We start from the raw sequence: 21,318 nt of genomic DNA on the forward strand, positions 1-21,318 counted from the left end.
TCGCAAGAGCTTGCTCAAGCCTTGCATTATGATTGGTCGCCTAACCGCACCACCGATTGTATCTCGAGAAGCTGGTCTTTCTGCTGATAACATTGAAACTGATGTTTTGATGGATATTGGCAATGAGAGTGATCAAGTGTCTTAAGGGCATTTGGTGGATGCCTTGGCATGCACAGGCGATGAAGGACGTGATACGCTGCGATAAGCGTCGGGGAGGTGCGAATACCCTTTGATCCGACGATTTCCGAATGGGGCAACCCACCTTAGATAGCTAGAAAATCACTTTAGTTGGAGCAAGTCTGTACTGGTTTATACCAATACAGACCGCTAGGTCGTCGGCCCATGTGGGCCGCCCCTGCGGAGTGCCAGCAGCGCAAGCTGCGTACGGCACGCGAGCAAGAACTAAAATGATTTCTAGTTATCGTAATAAGGTATCTAACTCTGAATACATAGGGGTTAGAAGCGAACCTGGAGAACTGAAACATCTAAGTACCCAGAGGAAAGGACATCAAACGAGACTCCGCTAGTAGTGGCGAGCGAACGCGGACCAGGCCAGTGGCTTATGTGAGTAAAGTGGAACAATCTGGAAAGGTTGGCTAGAGTGGGTGATAGCCCCGTACACGCAACATGATCATAAGTCCTTGAGTAGGGCGGGACACGTGAAATCCTGTCTGAACATGGGTAGACCACTATCCAAGCCTAAGTACTCGTGCATGACCGATAGCGAACCAGTACCGTGAGGGAAAGGTGAAAAGCACCCCGACGAGGGGAGTGAAATAGTACCTGAAACCGAATGCCTACAAACAGTTGGAGCCCAAGATTCGTTCTGGGTGACAGCGTACCTTTTTGTATAATGGGTCAGCGACTTAGTCTGACGAGCAAGCTTAAGCCGGTAGGTGTAGGCGCAGCGAAAGCGAGTCTGAACAGGGCGTTCAGTTCGTCGGATTAGACCCGAAACCAAGTGATCTAGCCATGAGCAGGTTGAAGGTACGGTAACACGTACTGGAGGACCGAACCCATATCTGTTGCAATAGATCGGGATGACTTGTGGCTAGGGGTGAAAGGCCAATCAAACTTGGAGATAGCTGGTTCTCCGCGAAATCTATTTAGGTAGAGCGTCCAGCGAATACCCCCGGGGGTAGAGCACTGAATGGGCTATGGGGACTCACCGTCTTACTGATCCTAATCAAACTCCGAATACCGGGGAGTACTACTGGGCAGACACACGGCGGGTGCTAACGTCCGTCGTGAAGAGGGCAACAACCCTGACCACCATCTAAGGTCCCTAAGTTATGGCTAAGTGGGAAAGGATGTGAGGATCCCAAAACAACCAGGATGTTGGCTTAGAAGCAGCCATCATTTAAAGAAAGCGTAACAGCTCACTGGTCTAAATAAGGGTCTTTGCGCCGAAAATGTACCGGGGCTAAAGCCATACACCGAAGCTGTGGATGCACGTATGTGCGTGGTAGCGGAGCGTTCCGTAAGCCTGTGAAGGGACAGTCGTGAGACATCCTGGAGGTATCGGAAGTGAGAATGCTGACATGAGTAACGATAAAGGGGAGTGAGAGACTCCCTCGCCGAAAGTCCAAGGGTTCCTGCTTAAAGTTAATCTGAGCAGGGTTAGCCGGCCCCTAAGGCGAGGCCGAAAGGCGTAGTCGATGGGAACCACGTTAATATTCGTGGGCCTGCAGGTAGTGACGGATTGCGTGTGTTGTACATTCTTATTGGATTGAATGTGCAGCGAAGCGGTTCCAGGAAATAGCTCCTGCATATAGACCGTACCCTAAACCGACACTGGTGGACTGGTAGAGAATACCAAGGCGCTTGAGAGAACTGCGTTGAAGGAACTCGGCAAAATGCACGCGTAACTTCGGAAGAAGCGTGACCCTTCTATAGGCAACTATTGGAGGGTGGCACAGACCAGGGGGTAGCGACTGTTTACCAAAAACACAGGGCTCTGCGAAGTCGCAAGACGACGTATAGGGTCTGACGCCTGCCCGGTGCTGGAAGGTTAAGAGGAGATGTGCAAGCATTGAATTGAAGCCCCAGTAAACGGCGGCCGTAACTATAACGGTCCTAAGGTAGCGAAATTCCTTGTCGGGTAAGTTCCGACCTGCACGAATGGCGTAACGACTTCCCCGCTGTCTCCAACGCAGACTCAGTGAAATTGAATTCCCCCGTGAAGATGCGGGGTTCCTGCGGTTAGACGGAAAGACCCCCGTGCACCTTTACTATAGCTTTACACTGGCATTCGTGTCGACATGTGTAGGATAGGTGGTAGACTTTGAAGCAGTGGCGCCAGCCATTGTGGAGTCATCCTTGAAATACCACCCTTATCTATATGGATGTCTAACTGCGGCCCGTTATCCGGGTCCAGGACCGTGTATGGTGGGTAGTTTGACTGGGGCGGTCGCCTCCTAAAGAGTAACGGAGGCGCGCGATGGTAGGCTCAGAACGGTCGGAAATCGTTCGTCGAGTGCAATGGCATAAGCCTGCCTGACTGCAAGACTGACAAGTCGAGCAGAGACGAAAGTCGGTCATAGTGATCCGGTGGTCCCGCGTGGAAGGGCCATCGCTCAACGGATAAAAGGTACGCCGGGGATAACAGGCTGATGACCCCCAAGAGTCCATATCGACGGGGTTGTTTGGCACCTCGATGTCGACTCATCGCATCCTGGGGCTGGAGCAGGTCCCAAGGGTATGGCTGTTCGCCATTTAAAGCGGTACGTGAGTTGGGTTCAGAACGTCGTGAGACAGTTCGGTCCCTATCTGCCGTGGGTGTAGGAATATTGATAGGATCTGTCCCTAGTACGAGAGGACCGGGATGGACGTATCTCTGGTGGACCTGTTGTCGTGCCAACGGCATAGCAGGGTAGCTATATACGGACGGGATAACCGCTGAAGGCATCTAAGCGGGAAACCCACCTAAAAACGAGTATTCCCTATCAGAGCCGTGGAAGACTACCACGTTGATAGGCCGGGTGTGGAAGTGCGGCAACGCATGTAGCTTACCGGTACTAATAGCTCGATCGACTTGATCATTCTCATTTACAATATCCATCGAACCAAGTTCGATAGATATTAGTTTAGTTTATGTCCTTACGGCTGAGCGCCTGACTAACGTCAGGCTAGCCTGCGGACAGCACGCCGAAACATCGGCGACGGCCAGTCGGCCTTGCGAAGCTTCGCTTCGAAACGCTTAAACTGATATCGTTTTATTATCTGCACGAAAGACAACCAGCTTCTCATATTTGTGTTCTTCGCCGACCTGGTGGTTATGGCGGAGCGGCTGCACCCGATCCCATTCCGAACTCGGCCGTGAAACGCTCCAGCGCCAATGGTACTTTGTCTTAAGACACGGGAGAGTAGGTCGCTGCCAGGTCTGCTAAGCACACAAATCATCAACATCTTCTCATAATCATACAAAACAGCTTTCATCAGCGATAAGCGCAAAAAATACCAAATCCGGTCATACAAATTAAGCCCTTAACGCGGGGTGGAGCAGCCCGGTAGCTCGTCAGGCTCATAACCTGAAGGCCGCAGGTTCAAATCCTGCCCCCGCAACCAAATTCAAAAACGCCCGTGGACAAAACCACGGGCGTTTTGACGTTTAAGGGACAGATAGATTGCACTCCCCCACGACGGATAACCGTCGTCCAAACGCTCACAACCTGAAGGGCGAGGAGAAAAAGCAATCATCGAGTATCAAGTCCCCCACAAACCGGACAAAGCCTCACACCAAAACCAAAAAGGCAGCAGCGTTCTGTGTTTGAAAATTGTGCCTGGTGCAGGATCGGCAAGGATGCAACTCCAAGCCCCCATGCAACGGCAATCAGTACCTTCGGAAGCCAAAGGCCAGACAATTAAACCCATGAAGGCTGGTTCTAAACGAAATCGCTATCTACATAGAGAAAAGCCCCGGCAACGAGAGTTGACCGGGGCTACGTTATTTTTAAACCTCTGTGAGGCTAACTCTGGAGGCCACGTAAATGTGCGGAAAAGCTAGACGGTTTCCGTGACTTTGCTGAGGTTCATAGGCTGGTCCGGATCAAGACCACGGCCAAGCGCAACACGCTCAATCAAGGTGTAATAAGCTCCAAGACCGACGAGCGGATCAATCAAACCGTGCCCCGTTGGTGTTATCCCTATAGTTTTATGCTGGGTGCGTTCAGCGCCAATCGTTAATACATCGGCCCCCAGACCGATCAGACGGTCGACTGCCTGTTTGCTGGCAGCGAATGCGTCGTCTTCATTCAAAAATGCCAGGACGGGAAAGCCGCTATGAACCAGACGTATAGGACCATGCATAACTTCAGCCAAAGAAAAAGCCTCCGCGTGAATGCCACAGGTTTCCTTGGCCTTAAGTGCCGCTTCCAATGCAACCGCAAAACCCGTGCCCCGTCCGACGATATACATTCCGTCTATCGAGGCGATCTGAGAAATCAGTGCGTCATCTAGGGGGGCTGCTACGGTGGCGTCTAACGCCTGCGGAAGTTTCGAAAGGGCCAGCTGCAACGCACTGTCGCCGTTGATTGCTGCCGTGATGGCGGCGAGCGCGGTTGCGCCAGCGATGCAGGATTTCGTTGCGGCTACACTCTGTTCTTTACCTGCGTGCAAGCCCAACACAATATCGGCCTGCTCTGCCAATGGGCTGTCAGTTACATTGACGATGGCCACAGTAATGGCTCCGCCTGCTTTGGCGGCCTTCTGCAAGGCAACAATGTCAGGACTCGCACCAGACTGTGAAACCGTAAAATGCAATCCGTCCTGCAGTTGCAGGCGGCTGTTATAAACGGATGTCACGGAAGGGCCGATTGAAGCCACCGGTAAGCCAACGCTGATCTCAAACAGATACTTGAAGAAGGAAGCGGCATGATCGGATGATCCGCGGGCAGCCGTGGTGATCACACGTGGCTTGCGCTCTTCATAGAGACGTTTGATTTCCGCGATTGTTGCGGCTTCTTCAGTCAGCAAACGCGAAACAACGGCAGAGGCCTCGATTGTCTCTTTGCGCATAAACGATGTCGTGACCATGAAGGCACCCTTGCTTGAATAGTTGTGTAATGTGCTGACGGTCTAGCTCTGCAGGATGGAAGCTCCGCCTGCGGCCTGTACGGCCAGACTGCCGCTCTTGACGCCTGCGGCGAGACAGTCGGCCGGGCTGCGCCCGTCAATCCACGAGTCAATGAAGCCAGCATTGAAAGCATCGCCCGCACCGGTCGTATCGATAACATCTACCTTGTCAGCCGGAATATGCATCTCCGTTGAGCCGGTAGTCAGCCATGCCCCTTCTTCGCCCGCCTTCAGAGCGACGACAGGGAAGTGCTTCGATAGAATATCAATCGCCTTACGGGGATCTCTATCGCCGGTAATGGCTTCTGCTTCTTCGCTGTTTGGCAGGAATATATCCACGCCCTCGCAGCTTTTCAGAAAGTCCTGGCTGTAGATGAGAGTTTCATCCCAGCTTGGATCCAGTGATACGGTCAGGCCGGCAGCTTTGGCTTTTGCTACCAGATCCGGAATTTCATGCAGTGTCGCATATTCTGCGATGTGCAGATGTTTAGCGCTGTTCCACATCAATGCGTCATCCAGAGTGGATGGCCTCGCGGAACCCGCACGACGGGAAAGAAACGCTCGGTCGTTGCCGATAACACTGGCCACAGTCACTTGCGGCCCAGCCTCAATTGAGGTTTCCAGAAAGCGAAGATCAAGGCCATCGATGGCCAGGTCTGTGGATATGCCTTTTGAGAGACTGTCAGTGCCAAGCCGTGCGACCAAAGCCACTGAGCGGCCAACATGAGCAAAGTGGGCGGCGGAAATAAAGGCACCGCCGCCGGCTACGATCTTCATGTCGCCTGCGAAAACTTCTCTGCCTGGTTGCGGTAACGCATCAAGGCCAGTGAAAATCAAGTCGCAGTAAATCCGTCCTATGCTCAGGACAGCAGGAGTTTTGAATTGTTTTGACATTATAGGCGACCGAGGCTCTTTTCCGTTTTGGCATCGAACAGATAAAGGCTACCAGCAGGCGCAAAGACGCTCAGTGTAGTGCCCGATTTTGGAACGGTTTTGCCCGGTGCTGTCGCAATGACTGCGGCGCCTTCGACATCAAGATGGACCAGAGTTTCCGCACCGAGTGGTTCAACAGCCGTTACAATGCCTTGCAGCGATATCCCGCCGGGCGTGCCGGTTTCACCAACAGTCAGCTCATGCGGGCGGATACCGATCAGCATGTCGCCATCAGCGGCAAACTCAACCGTGTCGCCCTTGCGGCGACCTTGGAGCAGGTTCATCGACGGGCTGCCGATAAAGCGCGCGGTAAACACATCCACTGGATGTTCATAAAGTTCAGTTGGTGTGCCGGTTTGCAAGATATTACCATCGCGCATTACTACAATGCGGTCGGCCATGGTCATGGCTTCAACCTGATCATGCGTTACATAAACCGTTGTGGTCTTGAGGCTCTGGTGCAGGCGCTTGATTTCAATGCGCATCTGCGCCCGCAATTGCGCATCAAGATTGGACAATGGCTCATCGAACAAAAACGCCGAAGGGTTGCGGACCATCGCGCGGCCAATCGCAACACGCTGACGTTGCCCACCGGACAATGCCGCTGGGCGGCGGTCCAAATAGGGTGTCAGGCCCAATGATGCGCCAACATCTTCAATTCGCTTGGCCTTTTCCGCCTTGGAAAGCTTCGATGTATAAAGACCGAAACCGATATTCTGGCGCACGCTCATATGCGGATAAATTGCATAATTCTGGAACACCATCGCAATATTGCGCTGTTTCGGATCGCGTTCGTTGACGACTTCGCCGCCGATTTTCAGCTGGCCGCCTGAAATATCTTCGAGACCGGCAATCATACGCAGAGTTGTTGATTTACCGCAGCCGGAAGGGCCAACGAAAACAACAAATTCTCCGTCTTCGATCTGCAAATCGATTGCGCGAACTGCTTCGACTTTGCCGTAACGTTTGACAAGTTTTTCGAGTTCAATGGTTGCCATTAACGTGTCTCCGCAAGTGCGCTGAATTTTTCATTAAGTTCTTGATTGGCTTTGGCTTCATAAGCTTCGTGCTCTGCTGCACGTGCATTGAATGCCTCTGCAGCCGCATGGTATCGCGTCAGAGCCTCGCCTATAGGCTTTGGTGCCGGACCGCCGAGACGGTCGCGTACGGCAACGAAATGTTGCGGCGAAACCAGTTCTTCAAATTTTATCTGATCAAAAGACGGTTCGCGCCCCGTTGCTTCATGGAATGCCGTAAGGAAAGGTGCAAAGCCGTCTTTCTCAAGTCCGCCACCCTGAGCCACCACGGCACGTGCTACAGTCGCTGCAATCTCATGCGCCTGACGGAACGACAGGCCTTCAATACGCACCAGTGAGTCTGCAAGTTCTGTAATTGTGATACAGGAGCGGCGAATATTTTCCGCAACCCGTGCCGGATCAATGCGGATGGCTTCAATGAAGGCTGCCAGAAGATCAAGCACACGACCGGAGGAAGCAAAAGCCTCATAGCCCATCTGCTGCGTTTCGCCTTCACTGTCATTCATATCGGTGAAAGGCGTATTGTGCATTACATCCAGCACGGTGCGGGCTCGCCCCATTGTCTGGCTCGACAGATGACGCATGTGCTCAATTGGCACCGGATTGCGCTTTTGCGGCATGATTGAAGAAATCTGCACAAAGGCATTCGGCACATAAATCTGGCCAACTTCAAAACTCGTCCAGAACTGGAAGTCCTGAATGAGCCGTCCCAGATGAATGAACATCAGTTCCAGCGCGGAATAGGTCGAGGTGACGTAATCCACGGCTGCGATACAGCTATAGGAATTGTTTAAGGGGGCAGCAAAGCCCAACAGCTCCGAGACGCGTTTGCGATCGATCGGAAAGCCGGAGGTGGTGATGGCTGCTGCCCCCATCGGGGACTGGTTTACAATCGTGCGTGCGGCTTCAAGGCGCTCGATATCCCGGATCAGCACTTCCGTAGCCGCTGCAAGATAATGCCCGAATGTTGTCGGCTGTGCCGGTTGCCCATGGGTATAGGCAACGATCAATGTAGCCTGCTCGCGTTCAACAGCTGCAACCAGCACATCAAGCAGGTGCCGTGACTTGGCGAGCAGCGTATCAATTTGCTTTTTCAAACCGAGCTTGAACAGCGTATGATCAATATCATTGCGTGAACGCGCAGTATGCAGGCGACCGGCAACATCGGCACCGATACGGGCTTTAAGTTCTTTTTCGATGAGGAAGAAGAAGTCTTCAACCTCACCGGTATAGGTCAGCTCAGCCGGATTGATTTCCTGATCAATAGCTTCCAGAGCGACGGCAATCTGTGCCGCCTGATCGCGATCAAGAATGCCGGTTTCAACCAGCATCACCAGATGGGCGCGGTCGATGCGTCGAAACCCATCCACATGATGCGTCTTGGCACCGTCAAACAGCGGCCGCAGCACGGTTTCTTTATAAACCGGATTTGGAAACACGCTGTTGTCGGACAATTTTGGGTCGAGATCAGACATGGTTCAACCTTTAAGACCAGCAAGCATAACACCGCGTACGATGTAGCGCTGCAGCAGCATGAAAACGATAAGCGTAGGCAATGTGGCGATAGCTGCGCCGGTCATGATCATTTCCCACTGGATCGACTGTTCAACCGCAAAGCTTGATAGACCAACCGGCAGCGTATAAAGCTCTGGACTGGTTGAAACGATCAGCGGCCAGAAGAATGCGGTCCAGTTGCCAAGGAAGGTAAAGATCGCCAGCGCTGATAGGGCCGGGGTGACCAATGGCATGGCAATTTTCCACCAGATCTGGAACTCGTTAAGCCCGTCCACACGTGCGGCTTCGAGGAAGTCATTTGGCACACCTTCAAAGAATTGCTTCATCAGGAAGGTGCCGAAGGCAGTCATCATGCCTGGGAACATGATACCCCAATAGCTATCCAGCCAACCGAGTTTGCTCGACATCAGATACCATGGAATAACCAGCATTTCGGTCGGGATCATCAGGGTCGAAAGGATCGCAAGGAAGATGAAATAGCGGCCCCGGAACTGGAATTTAGCCAACGTATAACCGACAAGGCTGTCGAAAAAAACGTTCGACAAAGTCACGACTACAGCCACGATCATCGAATTCATGAACCAGCGCAGAAAGCGCCCGTCAGCAAGAATGGTGGCATAGTTCTGGAGCGTTGGCTCCGCAGGAATAAGCCTCAAATCATAGACCTGACTTGCAGTTTTCAACGAGGTTGAAAACATGAAAACAAGTGGCGTGATCATGATCAGACCGCCGATGAACAGCAAAGTCCATGTAATGACGCGGCCGGGCTTCAGATTCTGGAACGGGAGGGATTTGGTTTGTGCAGGCGCGGTCATTTCTTTTCCCTCAGAATCCAGAGCTGTAACAGGGATACGCAAAGCAGAATGATGAAGAGAATGATTGTTTGAGCAGCCGCATAGCCCATTGCATAGGACGAAAACGCCGTTTGATAGATCATCAGTACCAGTGGTTTTGTCGAACCCAGCGGACCACCCGGATCATTGGTGGTCATGTTGTAGACCTGATCGAAGATGCGCAGGAAACCGATCGAGGAAAACACCACCAGAAACACAGTTGTTGGCTTTAGCAACGGGATGGTGATTTTGCGCAGGATTGCCCACTCGCCGAGGCCATCGATGCGCGCGGCCTCATAAAATGTGCCGGGAATTGCGCGCAAACCTGCCATGAAGATGATGATCTGAAAGCCAAGTCCCGCCCAGATCGACGTTGCCATAATGGCATAAAGCCCCTGGTCAACCGAGCGCAGAAAGCCCTGTTGAGGCAGGCCGAGCGAACTCAGAATATTATTGATGAAGCCGATTGGTGCCGGCTGATAAAACCAGCGCCATACCCACGCCATTGCTGCTGCGGTTGTCAGATAAGGCAGGAAATATAGGGCGCGAATGAAGCCGTGCATGAGCCTGACACGGTCCAGATAGTAAGCGATGACAAAAGCCAGAACCAGACTGATGGGCGTGCCGACCAACAGGTAGATGAAAGTGTTTTTGAAAACTTTCCAGAATTCAGGATCGGCAAAAAGCTTCTGATAGTTGGCGATGCCGATAAATTTCGGCGGGCTCATCAGATCCCAGTTGGTGAAAGATAGCCAGAATGCTTCAATCGTCGGATAAAAGCGAATGACGCTATAGAAAAGGATGGGCAGAGCCAGAAAGCTCCACACCCAAATCAATCTTCTAGTTTTCATCGACAGGCGATCTGTCAGTCGCGAACCGAAAGGTCTGCGCGCTGTATGATCGGGTTGAGCCGTCATTGTCATAATAAAAATCCTTCGGCCAGCCGGTGCGTTGCAAGGCAGCCACGGTCGGAAGCGGTAAGCTCCCAAAACAGAGCCGTATTGTTCAAAGCAGTACGAAAGCTGCTGAAAATCGGAAGTGGGCGGTCTGCGAGAACCGCCCAACCGAACGCAGTTTTACTTCGCAGTGTCCAGAATGGCCTGTTCGGCCTTGGCAGCTTCATCAAGGGATTCCTTGACTGGCTGGTTCTGCAGGATCACGCGGTTAGACATGTCGACAACGATCTGGCGCTGTTTCAGCTCATCGGTGAACATGGTTGTATGGGCATATTCCAGACCTTTGAGGAATGGTCCATAAACCGGATCAGCCAAGTTGGTTTCCGTCAAAGCCGCCGAGCGACGTGCAGGCAGTTCGCCCACACCTTTCAGCCAGATTTCCATCGCTTCAGGTGAAGTGATGTAGTTGAGGAACTTTGAGGCTGCTTCCAGCTTTTCGCCCTTTGCCGATGCGCTGATGCCGTTGGCAAAATAGCTGGCATAGTTTGAACGCACGCCTTCAGCATTGGCTGGCAGCTCTGTCACGCCCCATTCAAAGTCTTTGATGGTGTTGAATGCTGCCAGACGGAACGTTCCGTCCACAGTCATTGCCGCTTTGCCGGAGCGGAATGCTGCATGGCCTTCATCCATGAACTTCACTTCGCCGACTTTATATTTGGTCTGCAAATCGGTGTAGAACTGCAATGCCTTTTCACCGGCAGCGTCGTCGTAGGCAACCTTGCGATAGTCATCGCTGTAAGGTGCACCACCGAACTGGCGAACCAGCACTTCGCGCCACCAATGCAGATCCTGACCCGGCATATCGAGTGTAATGCCTTCGCTCAACAGATTGCCGGAAGCATCGCGCTTGGTGGCTTTCTGGGCGTAAGCGAGCAGTTCGTCGAGGTTTTTCGGCGGGTTCTTGGGATCAAGACCAGCTTCTTCGAAAAGCTTCTTGTTGTAGAACAGTGCCAGCGAGCGCACAGCCGTCGGCAAGCCATAATATTCATCGCCGCGCTTCATTGCACTGACGATCGGGAAGAATTCACTTTCGATCTTGTCGTGCGGAAATGCGTCCTGCGGCAGCGGCTGCAAAATGCCACCGGCTGCAAATTTATCGAGCCAGCCATAGAACAGCTGCATGACGTCCGGGCTTTTGCCCGCCATCTTCGCCGCAATGACGCGGGTCTGATAGTCGTCATAAGGGAACGTAACCTGTTTTACCTTGATGTCAGGATTGGCTTTTTCGAAATTCTCGATCAGTTTGTCCATCGTCTTGACGCGCGATTCAAAGACATACTGCCAATATTCGATTTCAACGGCTTGTGCAGCGTTGATTGCGATAGAGCTCAGACCGGCCACAAGACCCGCAAGCAGCAATTTACCCATTTGCATTAGACCTCCCCGTTGCTCAGCCCCTCTGGTGCCCGAGCAAGGTATGTGCAGGTCAATGACCTGCCGGTTCCACCATTGCTGCACTTTTCGTGCAGCATCCTCACCATCAGCATGTTCGGCCAAGTGCCGTTCGAATGCCGACAGGGCAATTATTTACCCCTGCATTAGGCTTCTATTTTGTGGCCCATTTGTCAATAAGATAATTTAGTTGAATTAATATATTGCTGTTAAAAGTCACGTGCGCTATCTAATTTGAGGCATATGGGAGAGGGCATGAAATCGAAGGCGGCGAACTCACCAACCATGGCGCATCTGGACACGCAACCGATCACTCTGGGTAAAAATCCTGAACGAATCCGGGATCATAACCGACGTGTTGTGTTGGATGTCGTTCGTCGTCACGGTCCCGTGGGTCGTATGCATATTGCCCGTTTGACCCATCTGACGGCGCAGGCCATCGCCAATATCGTCGACGAGCTGGTTGCTGAAAATCTTCTGATGCAGCTTGGAAGATTGAAGACCGGGCGTGGTCAGCCACCGATCCAATTTGCTGTTAATCCTTCTGGTGCGATGACGATTGGAATCGAAATGGGTTCGACCCATATCGTGACGACAGTCCTCGATCTTTCTGGCACTCCGCGCAGGCAACAGGTGCATCTGGTAAGCGACACGCGGCCAGAGGCGCTTTGCGCCCAGCTTCGTATAGAGATCGACAAGATCAAGTCTGAGTTTGATGCGCGTCTCCTTGGGGTTGGGGTTGTGATGCCCGGTCCGTTTGGCATTGAGGGCATGACTTCTGTTGGTCCGACGACACTGCCGGGTTGGGCTGGTATTGATGCAGCCGCTGTCTTAAGTGCTGCATTTGGTGAGCCTGTTATTGTTGAAAATGATGCGAATGCCGCAGCCGTTGGTGAACGCTTGTTCGGTGCGGGGCGTGCGATTTCAAACTTTGCGATGATCTATTTTGGTGCCGGCATCGGACTTGGTATGATTCAGGATGGTTCACCATTCCGAGGCGCTTTCGGCAATGCCGGTGAAATCGGACATATCTCAATTGTTCCGGGGGGACGGCTCTGCTCTTGTGGTCAGCATGGCTGTTTGGAAACCTATTCATCTGTGCATGTTCTCAAAGAGAAGTTGGCGAATGCGGGGCTTTTCGATGTCAGCATCGACAAGCTCGAGGAGCTGTTACGCGACAAAAATCCGGTGATTTTGGATTGGGTAGCGGATGCTGCAAAACATCTCGCACAAATGATTGCTATCGTCGAAAACATACTCGATCCCGAGACTGTTGTTCTCGGAGGAATGCTGCCAAATCCTGTCATCGACGCGCTGATTTCGCATATGGATGAGCTGCCGATATCGGTTGCAAACAGAAGCGCACGCACGCTTTCGCGTGTGCTTCGCGGGCAGACAGGTCAGTTCACGGCAGCGCTCGGGGCGGCTTCGTTGCCCATGTTTGAGGTGATGACTCCCAAACTCGATACGAGTCTATAGAGTCCGTTTCGATCTGATTGAACGAGATCGGCGCTCTAACCCTTCTATCTGAAGCATCCTTCAGATCGTTCGCTCGTCGGTTTTCCAGTTCTGAGGCGAGGCTGAGTCCACGCAAAAGTTCACAGAAATAGCATTTAATTCCAGCAGCTTGTTTAAGATGGCGGTGGAATTCCGCCTCTCTATTGGGTGTGCACCGTTGTCTTGCAAATCTCTATTTTGACAAATGACGTATGTTAATCAACAAATGTCAAATTCCTGTATTGACATATACGAGACAATTGGTGATTTTTGCCCTGCGTGGTCAAGGAGGATGACGTGCAGACGCTATCGGAGGATATGTCACCTTTTGCAGCAGTCTTTCTGGCATCAAGCGGCTCGCCCTATTGATCGATGGTGGAGCACAATTCTTTAAAGAAGCGGACGATCTGACGATTGGCTGGAGCCTTAGGCCTGACTTTACAATATATACCGCGGGAACTCATTTCTCGCCTTCGATAGGTGCAAAATGCAAAGATTTATCAATAACCCGGATGAAGTAGTCGAAGACACCGTCAAGGGCTTTGTCAAAGCTCATAAAGATCTGGTGCGGCTGTCGACGGAAAATCCCCGCGTGGTTGTAGCGAAAGACGCACCTGTCGATGGGAAAGTTGGCGTTATCACCGGCGGAGGCTCGGGCCACGAGCCAGCCTTCATTGGCTATACCGGCAAGAACCTGCTGGATGCTGTTGCCGTTGGCGAGCTTTTCTCTTCGCCGACCGCAAAGAGCTTTTACGATGCAGCGCGTGAAGCAAACGGCGGCAAGGGCGTCGTTTGTCTCTATGGCAATTATGCCGGCGACAACATGAATGTGAAAATGGCGGTGAAGCTTGCCGCCAAAGTCGGAATTGAGATTCTGACCGTTGTTGCCAATGACGATGTCTGCTCGGCTCCTATTGAAGAACGTGAAAAGCGCCGCGGCGTTGCTGGCGAAATCTTCATGTGGAAGGTTGGCGGCGCGAGGGCTGCTTCGGGGGCGAGCCTTCAGGAAGTACAGGCAACCGCACAGAAGGCCATCGATAACTGCCGTTCCATCGGCGTGGGTCTTGGTCCATGCACGTTGCCTTCGGTTGGGCACCCAAACTTCACGATTGAGCCGGGCACGATGGAAGTCGGGATCGGTCATCATGGTGAACCGGGCGTTCGCGTCGAGCCGCTGAAGCGTGCCGATGAAGTTGCCAAGGATATGACCAAGATTGTTCTTGACGATCATAACCTTCCAGAAGGCACTGAGGTGGCCGTTCTGGTGTCTGGTCTCGGTGCAACGCCGCTCAACGAGCTCTATATTCTCAACGATACCATTGAGCAGGAAATCACAGCACGCGGCCTTAAGATTTACCGCACCTATGTCGGCAACTATTTTACCTCACTTGAAATGGTTGGCGCGACGCTGACGATCATGGCGCTTGATGATGAACTCAAGACGTTGCTGGATGTTGAAGCCCGCTGCACGACAGTTTTGTAAGAAAGAGACGTATCATGCAGACTTTCAAGAACGCTGGATCGGGTAATATTGTTCTTTCGCTTGCAGACCGGATCATCGAAAACAAAGCCTATTTGAGCGAAATCGACGGCAAGATCGGCGATGGCGACCATGGTGTGAATATGGCCAAGGGCTTTGGCCTTGCCGCTGAACGCCTGAGAGGCAAAGATGTGACGCTCGCCGAAGGCCTCGATACGCTCGGAACGGTTCTGTTGACCGAGATCGGCGGCTCGATGGGCCCGCTCTATGGTGTGATGTTCAACGAGTTTGCAGAGAAGCTGGAAGGCATCGAGAATATTGACGCAGCCACTTTCAGCGCGATGCTTCATGCGGGTCTTGAAGGTATCCAGTCGATCGGCTCCGCAAAGCTCGGCGACAAGACGCTCCTCGATACGCTGATCCCGGCAATCAATGCTTTTGATGAAGCAAATGGCAAAGGCCAGTCCTTCGCTGAAAGCCTTGATGCTTTGTCGGCAGCTGCCGAAACAGGTCGTGACTCCACTATCAATCTCGTCGCTAAGATTGGTCGGGCAAGTCGTCTTGGCGAGCGCTCGCTGGGCGTACTTGACGCAGGTGCGACGTCCTGCGCGCTGATTCTGACAGACCTTTCGACACAGGCAAAGAGCCGTTTGCAGTAAGCTCTTTGCTTTAGTTTGGAATTTGGCACCTGAAAACTGTGTGGGTCAACACGTTCAGACGCCAAATTCGTTTCATCATGTTGCAATTGCGTTTGAACGCTTTCATGTTTGTGAGTGGAACAGAGGCAACAGAAAAATCGCATGACGCTCAAACCCAGCACATCGCGCAAGGCCGGCAAGCCCAAGGCCAATACCAGCGAAAATTCGTTTGCGATTCCCATGCGTTATGGTGACGACCCCTATGTTTGGGCCTGCTGGCTTTATTATGAAGACGGTCTGACACAAAGCGAGATTGCCGATGTCATGGGCATCTCGCGTGCCACCGTAAACAGCTATCTGGCTGAAGCGCGTGAAAAGGGTATCGTCAATATTTCCATTGAGGGTGGACGGCTTGAATCGCTGTCTATTGCTCAGGAATTGAAGCGCCATTTCGGTCTGGCAGACTGCCTTATCATTCCCCACGACGACAATGCCCGGCCTCTGATTGATCGGCTGGGTGGAGCTGGCGCTCATGCACTCAACAAGATCCTGAAATCAGGTGATACACTTGCCGTTGCCTGGGGCCGTACTGTGCTTTCGGTCGGAGAGCAGACCGTCATCGGTGCTTTGCAGGATATGACTGTTGTGCAAGCGACGGGTGGAACGACTGCATCTTTTCCTTATACGCCGGAACGCTGTGCAACCGTGCTTGCGGAAGCCGTATCTGCACGCTGCGTCAACATCATGGCGCCCGCAATGGTTCGTTCGCAACAGACGCGCGATGTTCTGCTTGACGAGCCCTTGCTTCACGAGCAATTCGCAACCCTTGAGAATGCCAATCGTATTCTGTTTGGTGTCTCGTCGCTTCGCTCCAATTCCACCATTCACACGAGCGGCTTTTTTGAATCTGTGTCTCTGCAGCAATATCTTGCAGCAGGTGCGGTCGGTGTTGTGGCCGGTCGTTTCATCGATGAGCGTGGGAAGCCGGTTGCGGGGCCACTTGATGAGCGCATCATAGGCATCTCGCTCGACAAGCTGCGCCAGATTCATACGCGTATTGCGGTTGCGGGTGGCTTCGACAAAGTGCCAGCGCTTCTCGCAGCACTCCGCGGAGGTTTCATCAATGTGCTTGTGACCGATGCTGCGACCGGGCTTGGTATTTTGCGTGCTGATGGCGTTATCGACCTTGATGCGCGCCTTTCGCAACGCCCGAAGGCAAATCAGGTGCCAGCGGCATTCCGCGTGCGGGTGAAGAAGCTTCTCAACAACCCCAACGAGGTGGTTGAGGAAATGCTCGACGGCGTGGTCCGCGCCCATGGAAAATTTCTGCAACCAATCAGCGGCTCCAATCGTGCGCTGGTCGCGCGTGATGGCCCGCGTCCCGGTAAGGTCGGCCTGGTGATTGGCGGAGGGGCTGGGCATGAGCCGTGTTTCCTTGGCTATGTCGGCAAGGGCCTGGCAGACGCAGTTGCTGTGGGCAACGTCTTCTCATCTCCTCCACCAGATCCGATTGTTCAATGCGCGCTTGCAGCCTCCAAGGGGGAGGGCGTACTCTTCGTTTACGGCAATTATGCTGGCGACGTCATGAACTTCGAGATGGCTGCCGAGATGGCCGAAGAAAAGGGCGTCAGGATCAAAACCGTTTTGACCACCGACGACATCGCCTCTTCGCCGATCGATGACAAGGACGGGCGGCGTGGTGTGGCAGGCAATTTCTTCGTCTTCAAAGTGGCGGGTGCCGCTTGCGATAAAGGACTGTCGCTCGATGCCTGTGAGATCGTTACACGCAAGGCCAATGTGCGAACTTATACCATAGGTGTGGCGCTGGAGCCGGGTTCCCTGCCGCAAACTGGTCGGCATAATTTCGAGATTGGTCCCGAAGACATGGAAATCGGCGTCGGTATTCACGGCGAGCCGGGCGTCTCACGTGACCGCATTCGTCAGGCCGATGAAATCGTTGACGGCATCATGGACAGAATTTTCAATGAAATGAAGGCGGTCTCTGGTGATCGCGTGGCCGTGTTGGTCAATTCGTTTGGAGCGACGCCGCTGATGGAACTCTACGTTCTCTATCGGCGCGTGGCGCAGCGACTGGAAGCGAAGAATATCCATATCGAAGCCAATTGGATCGGGCATTACTGCACGTCTCTGGATATGGTCGGGGCATCGATATCTGTCATGCATCTTGATCAGGAGCTTACGGATCTCTTACTGCATCCCTGTGAAACGGCGAGCCTCAAAATCAGCTAGACCCTGTGTTTGAGTTCTGTCGTTTCACTCTGCCTGAAAGTAAATTAGCATACGCCTTATGATGAGCGACGCGCGTTGCAGTTGTAAGGTTTGAGGAGATAATCCATGTCGGAAACTGCTGCTCGTCGTCTTGCCCATATGTTTGATGCTGTTTCTGCAGCCATAGAAGCTGATCGTGATCGGCTGTCCGAACTTGACGGCGCAATCGGCGACGGCGACCACGGAACGACAATGGCCCTGGGCTTTCAGACAGTGCGGAGTGAGTTGTCCAAGCTCAATCTGGATGAAGCTGACATTTCGATAGTTCTCAATACGGCAGCAACTGCCTTCATCAATGCGGTGGGCGCATCGACGGGTCCGCTTTATGCCACAGGTTTTCGTCGTGCAGCGCAGGCAACGACAGGCCGCAATGATCTCGACCTTGCCACTTGTGCAGTCATTATTGACGCTATCGGGGTAGGCATCCGTGAGCGTGGTCATGGTCAACGTGGCGACAAGACGATGCTTGACGCATGGCTGCCTGCCGCCGAAGCTGCTCAAGCGGCAGTCGCCGAAAATAGAAGTTCTGCTGAATTCTGGGACAAGGTTGTTTCAGCTGCCACGGCTGGCGCCAATACGACCCGCTCTATGATTGCAACCAAGGGACGCGCTGCGCGCCTTCGTGAACGCTCGCTCGGTCACATGGATCCGGGTGCGGCATCAGCGGTTATCATTTTGCAGGCGATGGCGGCATCAGCTAAAAACTGATGACAGTTATAGAGCTGAAAGCAGTTATCTGACAGCCCAACATTATCAGTATTTATTCGCCGTATGCCTCGATAGAAACCGATCAAGCTCTCTTTGCTGCGGTGCTTTGCCGGTGAAGGCTTCCACATAATGTGGAATGCGTGCGAGACGCACCTCAGTTTCTTCCTGTGTCCGCATGGAAATATAGCCGATCTGCACGAGATAGATTGTGCGGGCGCGGACATCTGAGATAGCTTTATCAAACCCGAAACGCTCAAACATGCGGGCCAGACCTTCCAGCCGCGAGGCATCGGCTGCACGCACTTCTTCTTCGACCTGTACGGATTGAAGCGCCCAGCTTCTAATGGCGAATTCGAAGGCTGGATCGAATAAATCGCGATCTAGCCAGCAGTCGAAGACATTCAAAACAGCTTCTTCGATGGTTTCTGCATAGGCGTCCGTCTGCCGTAAAAGAGCGCCGGTGTTCTTGTCACGCCAGCGTGCGATGAGTGCATCCAGCAACTCTTCGCGATCTTTGAAGAACCAGTAAAAACTGGTGCGTGAAATATCGAGGGTCTTTGCAAGCGGTAGAATGCGAACGGCATCCACGCCCTTTTCAATCAGTGCGTCATAGGCTGCCTGAAGCCATAAATCCGGCGAGCCGCGCCAGCCTGCATCACTCGTTGTGGCTTGTTCCATTGTTGAATTCTTACCAGACAGCATTGGTTTGGCAAGCGTAATGTACATCAATGATTATTAAATTGACAGTTGTGTACATTTATACTTAGCTCATAAAAAATCATAAAATGGGAACTCTCGATATGTCAGTCGATCCGCTGCTGCAGCCGCTTCAGATCAAGCATCTGACGCTTCGCAATCGCATCATGCTTACCTCTCATGAACCGGCCTATGCCGAAGATGGTATGCCGAAGGAACGTTATCGCGCCTATCATGTGGAGCGTGCCAAAGCTGGCATTGCTTTGACGATGACAGCGGGTTCGGCAGCCGTTTCAAGGGATAGTCCACCGGCTTTTAACAACGTGCTTGCTTACAAGGATGAGGTTGTGCCGTGGCTGCGCGATCTCGCTGACGAGTGTCATGAGCATGGCGCAGCAGTCATGATCCAACTTACCCATCTTGGTCGTCGCACGCGTTGGGATAAAGGGGATTGGCTGCCTTCGCTCTCCTCTACGGGTAAGCACGAGCCAGCGCATCGTGCCTATCCCAAGAAGGCAGAGGAATGGGACATTGAGCGCATTATCGGCAATTATGCCGATGCCGCAGAACGGATGAAGGCGGCAGGTCTGGATGGATTGGAACTCGAAGCCTATGGCCATTTGCTGGATCAGTTCTGGTCGCCACGAACCAATGAACTAGAAGGCGAATATGGCGGCTCGCTCGACAATCGTATGCGCTTTTCGTTGCAGGTATTGGGTGCCATGCGCGAACGTGTCGGCCCCGATTTTCTGATCGGTATTCGCTATGTTGCTGATGAAGTGCTGGAAGGTGGACTGACGAAATCGGATGGTCTTGAAATCTCGCGCAAACTCAAGGAGAGCGGTCTCGTCGATTTTCTCAACGTCATTCGCGGGCATATCGAAACCGATGCCGGATTGACGGATGTTATTCCCATTCAGGGTATGCCCAGTGCACCGCATCTTGATTTTGCTGGCGAAGTTCGCGCGAGCACAGGCATGGCGACCTTTCATGCGGCGAAAATTCAGGATGTGGCGACAGCGCGTCACGCAATTGCGTCCGGCAAGCTCGATATGGTGGGTATGACGCGGGCGCATATGACCGACCCGCATATCGTGCGCAAGATTATCGAAAAGCGGGAAGAGGAAATTCGCCCCTGTGTGGGTGCCAATTACTGTCTTGATCGTATCTATCAGGGTGGTTCTGCCTATTGCATTCATAATCCCTCGACGGGACGTGAACTGACCATGCCGCATGTGGTGCAGAAAGCAGATCAAAGCCGACGTATCGTCGTTGTTGGTGCTGGGCCAGCGGGTTTGGAAGTTGCTCGCGTGAGTGCGGAGCGTGGTCACAGGGTTACGGTATTTGAGGCCGCAAATCATCCCGGCGGACAGGTGCGATTGACCGCTCAAAGCCCGCGTCGCCGTGAAATGATGGGCCTTATCGACTGGCGCATGGCACAATGCGAAAAACTTGGCGTCGAGTTCCACTTCAATACATGGGCGGAAGCCGATGTCGTGCTTGGCGAGGCGCCTGATGTGGCAGTTATCGCCACAGGTGGCATGCCTGATGTGCAAGTCCTGCGTGAGGGTAACGAGTTAGCCGTTTCAGCCTGGGACATAATCTCAGGCGATGTGCGGCCGGGTGCAAATGTGCTGGTTTTCGATGAAGCTGGTGATCATGCCGGATTACAAGCGGCAGAGTTCGTCGCGACGTCCGGTGGGAAAGTGGAGATCATGACTGCTGATCGCACCTTTGCGCCTGAGGTGATGGGCATGAATCTCGTGCCCTATATGCGCAGCCTGCAAAAGAAGGATGTGACTTTCACGGTGGCCTATCGTCTGCACGCAATTCGCCGCGATAACAACCGGCTGATGGCACAGATTGGCAGTGATTACGGCGGTGTCGGTATTGAGCGCGAATTTGACCAGATCATCGTCAATGACGGCACACGACCGATGGATGATCTGTATTTTGAGCTTAAACCTCTTTCCCGAAATATGGGTGCCGTCGACTATGATGCGCTTATAGATGGAAGACCCCAGAAACTGGTTGGAAACGAGGAAAGTGTCTTTGAGCTCTACCGGATTGGTGACGCGGTTTCTGCGCGCAACACACATGCTGCCATCTATGACGGATTGCGACTTGGCAAGGCGCTATAGCCTGATGTTAGGCGGTATTACTTCAGGTTATGACTGCGGGGATATTTTTTGCATTTGTAATCTGTTGGGTCGGAACTATCGTGACTAACCAAGGGAACGCTGACGGCAAAAAAATAAAACAGCCGTTAGA

General features: G+C 52.8%; 14 protein-coding genes, 1 tRNA gene and 2 rRNA genes. 9 read left to right on the plus strand and 8 right to left on the minus strand.

Annotated elements, in window-relative coordinates; all coding sequences use genetic code 11:
- Positions 1 to 130 precede the first annotated feature (130 nt).
- The 3 genes from C9380_RS19815 (at position 131) to C9380_RS19825 (ending at position 3,567) form a co-directional block, all read left to right on the plus strand.
- Positions 131 to 3,042, plus strand: a 23S ribosomal RNA gene (locus C9380_RS19815).
- A gap of 225 nt (positions 3,043 to 3,267) precedes the next feature.
- Positions 3,268 to 3,382 (plus strand): 5S ribosomal RNA (gene rrf / locus C9380_RS19820).
- A gap of 108 nt (positions 3,383 to 3,490) precedes the next feature.
- Positions 3,491 to 3,567 (plus strand) — tRNA-Met (locus C9380_RS19825).
- Between the two features lie 435 nt (positions 3,568 to 4,002).
- On the opposite strand, the gene C9380_RS19830 is transcribed toward C9380_RS19825, so the two are convergent.
- The 7 genes from C9380_RS19830 to C9380_RS19860 form a co-directional block, all read right to left on the minus strand.
- Complete coding sequence (locus C9380_RS19830) at positions 4,003 to 5,034, minus strand: SIS domain-containing protein (RefSeq protein ID WP_128094381.1); 1,032 nt, start codon at positions 5,032 to 5,034, stop codon at positions 4,003 to 4,005.
- 42 nt (positions 5,035 to 5,076) lie between these two features.
- Positions 5,077 to 5,967 (minus strand): carbohydrate kinase family protein, encoded by an 891-nt coding sequence (locus C9380_RS19835; protein ID WP_100558154.1) that lies wholly within the window; start codon positions 5,965 to 5,967, stop codon positions 5,077 to 5,079.
- Entirely contained in the window at positions 5,967 to 7,004 is a 1,038-nt protein-coding gene (locus C9380_RS19840) for an ABC transporter ATP-binding protein (RefSeq protein WP_024898682.1), read from the minus strand. Before C9380_RS19840 ends, C9380_RS19835 begins: the two co-directional genes overlap by 1 nt.
- Complete coding sequence (gene argH / locus C9380_RS19845) at positions 7,004 to 8,518, minus strand: argininosuccinate lyase (protein ID WP_128094382.1); 1,515 nt, start codon at positions 8,516 to 8,518, stop codon at positions 7,004 to 7,006. Before argH ends, C9380_RS19840 begins: the two co-directional genes overlap by 1 nt.
- A gap of 3 nt (positions 8,519 to 8,521) precedes the next feature.
- A complete protein-coding gene (locus C9380_RS19850; protein WP_024898680.1) occupies positions 8,522 to 9,373 on the minus strand; it encodes a carbohydrate ABC transporter permease in 852 nt (283 codons plus the stop codon).
- Positions 9,370 to 10,242: an ABC transporter permease subunit gene (locus tag C9380_RS19855; protein WP_164844695.1), complete on the minus strand. Its 873-nt coding sequence runs from the start codon at positions 10,240 to 10,242 to the stop codon at positions 9,370 to 9,372. Before C9380_RS19855 ends, C9380_RS19850 begins: the two co-directional genes overlap by 4 nt.
- Positions 10,243 to 10,467: 225 nt before the next feature.
- Entirely contained in the window at positions 10,468 to 11,715 is a 1,248-nt protein-coding gene (locus C9380_RS19860) for a sugar ABC transporter substrate-binding protein (protein WP_024898678.1), read from the minus strand.
- Between the two features lie 279 nt (positions 11,716 to 11,994).
- Between C9380_RS19860 and C9380_RS19865 the strand changes: the two genes are divergently transcribed.
- The 5 genes from C9380_RS19865 (at position 11,995) to dhaL (C9380_RS19885) (ending at position 18,351) form a co-directional block, all read left to right on the plus strand.
- Positions 11,995 to 13,218: an ROK family protein gene (locus C9380_RS19865; protein WP_036567623.1), complete on the plus strand. Its 1,224-nt coding sequence runs from the start codon at positions 11,995 to 11,997 to the stop codon at positions 13,216 to 13,218.
- Between the two features lie 505 nt (positions 13,219 to 13,723).
- Positions 13,724 to 14,719 carry a dihydroxyacetone kinase subunit DhaK gene (locus C9380_RS19870; protein WP_128094383.1) on the plus strand — a complete coding sequence of 332 codons (996 nt, stop codon included), beginning with the start codon at positions 13,724 to 13,726 and terminating at the stop codon, positions 14,717 to 14,719.
- A 14-nt stretch (positions 14,720 to 14,733) separates the two neighbouring features.
- A complete protein-coding gene (gene dhaL, locus C9380_RS19875; protein ID WP_128094384.1) occupies positions 14,734 to 15,375 on the plus strand; it encodes a dihydroxyacetone kinase subunit DhaL in 642 nt (213 codons plus the stop codon).
- 141 nt (positions 15,376 to 15,516) lie between these two features.
- Positions 15,517 to 17,604: a bifunctional sugar-binding transcriptional regulator/dihydroxyacetone kinase subunit DhaK gene (locus C9380_RS19880; RefSeq protein WP_128094385.1), complete on the plus strand. Its 2,088-nt coding sequence runs from the start codon at positions 15,517 to 15,519 to the stop codon at positions 17,602 to 17,604.
- A 105-nt stretch (positions 17,605 to 17,709) separates the two neighbouring features.
- Positions 17,710 to 18,351, plus strand: coding sequence for a dihydroxyacetone kinase subunit DhaL (dhaL, locus tag C9380_RS19885; RefSeq protein ID WP_105708050.1), 642 nt, complete (start codon positions 17,710 to 17,712; stop codon positions 18,349 to 18,351).
- Between the two features lie 45 nt (positions 18,352 to 18,396).
- Here the strand turns inward: dhaL (C9380_RS19885) and C9380_RS19890 are convergent, their stop codons facing one another.
- The gene (locus C9380_RS19890; protein WP_128094386.1) at positions 18,397 to 19,029 is read right to left on the minus strand and encodes a TetR/AcrR family transcriptional regulator; all 633 of its coding nucleotides are present in this window, start codon (positions 19,027 to 19,029) and stop codon (positions 18,397 to 18,399) included.
- A 122-nt stretch (positions 19,030 to 19,151) separates the two neighbouring features.
- Here C9380_RS19890 and C9380_RS19895 point away from each other — a divergent pair, with 122 nt between their 5' ends.
- Positions 19,152 to 21,188 carry an NADH:flavin oxidoreductase gene (locus C9380_RS19895; protein WP_128094387.1) on the plus strand — a complete coding sequence of 679 codons (2,037 nt, stop codon included), beginning with the start codon at positions 19,152 to 19,154 and terminating at the stop codon, positions 21,186 to 21,188.
- Positions 21,189 to 21,318: the final 130 nt, after the last annotated feature.

It is taken from the genome of Brucella pituitosa (assembly GCF_003049685.1).
Lineage (GTDB): Bacteria > Pseudomonadota > Alphaproteobacteria > Rhizobiales > Rhizobiaceae > Brucella > Brucella pituitosa.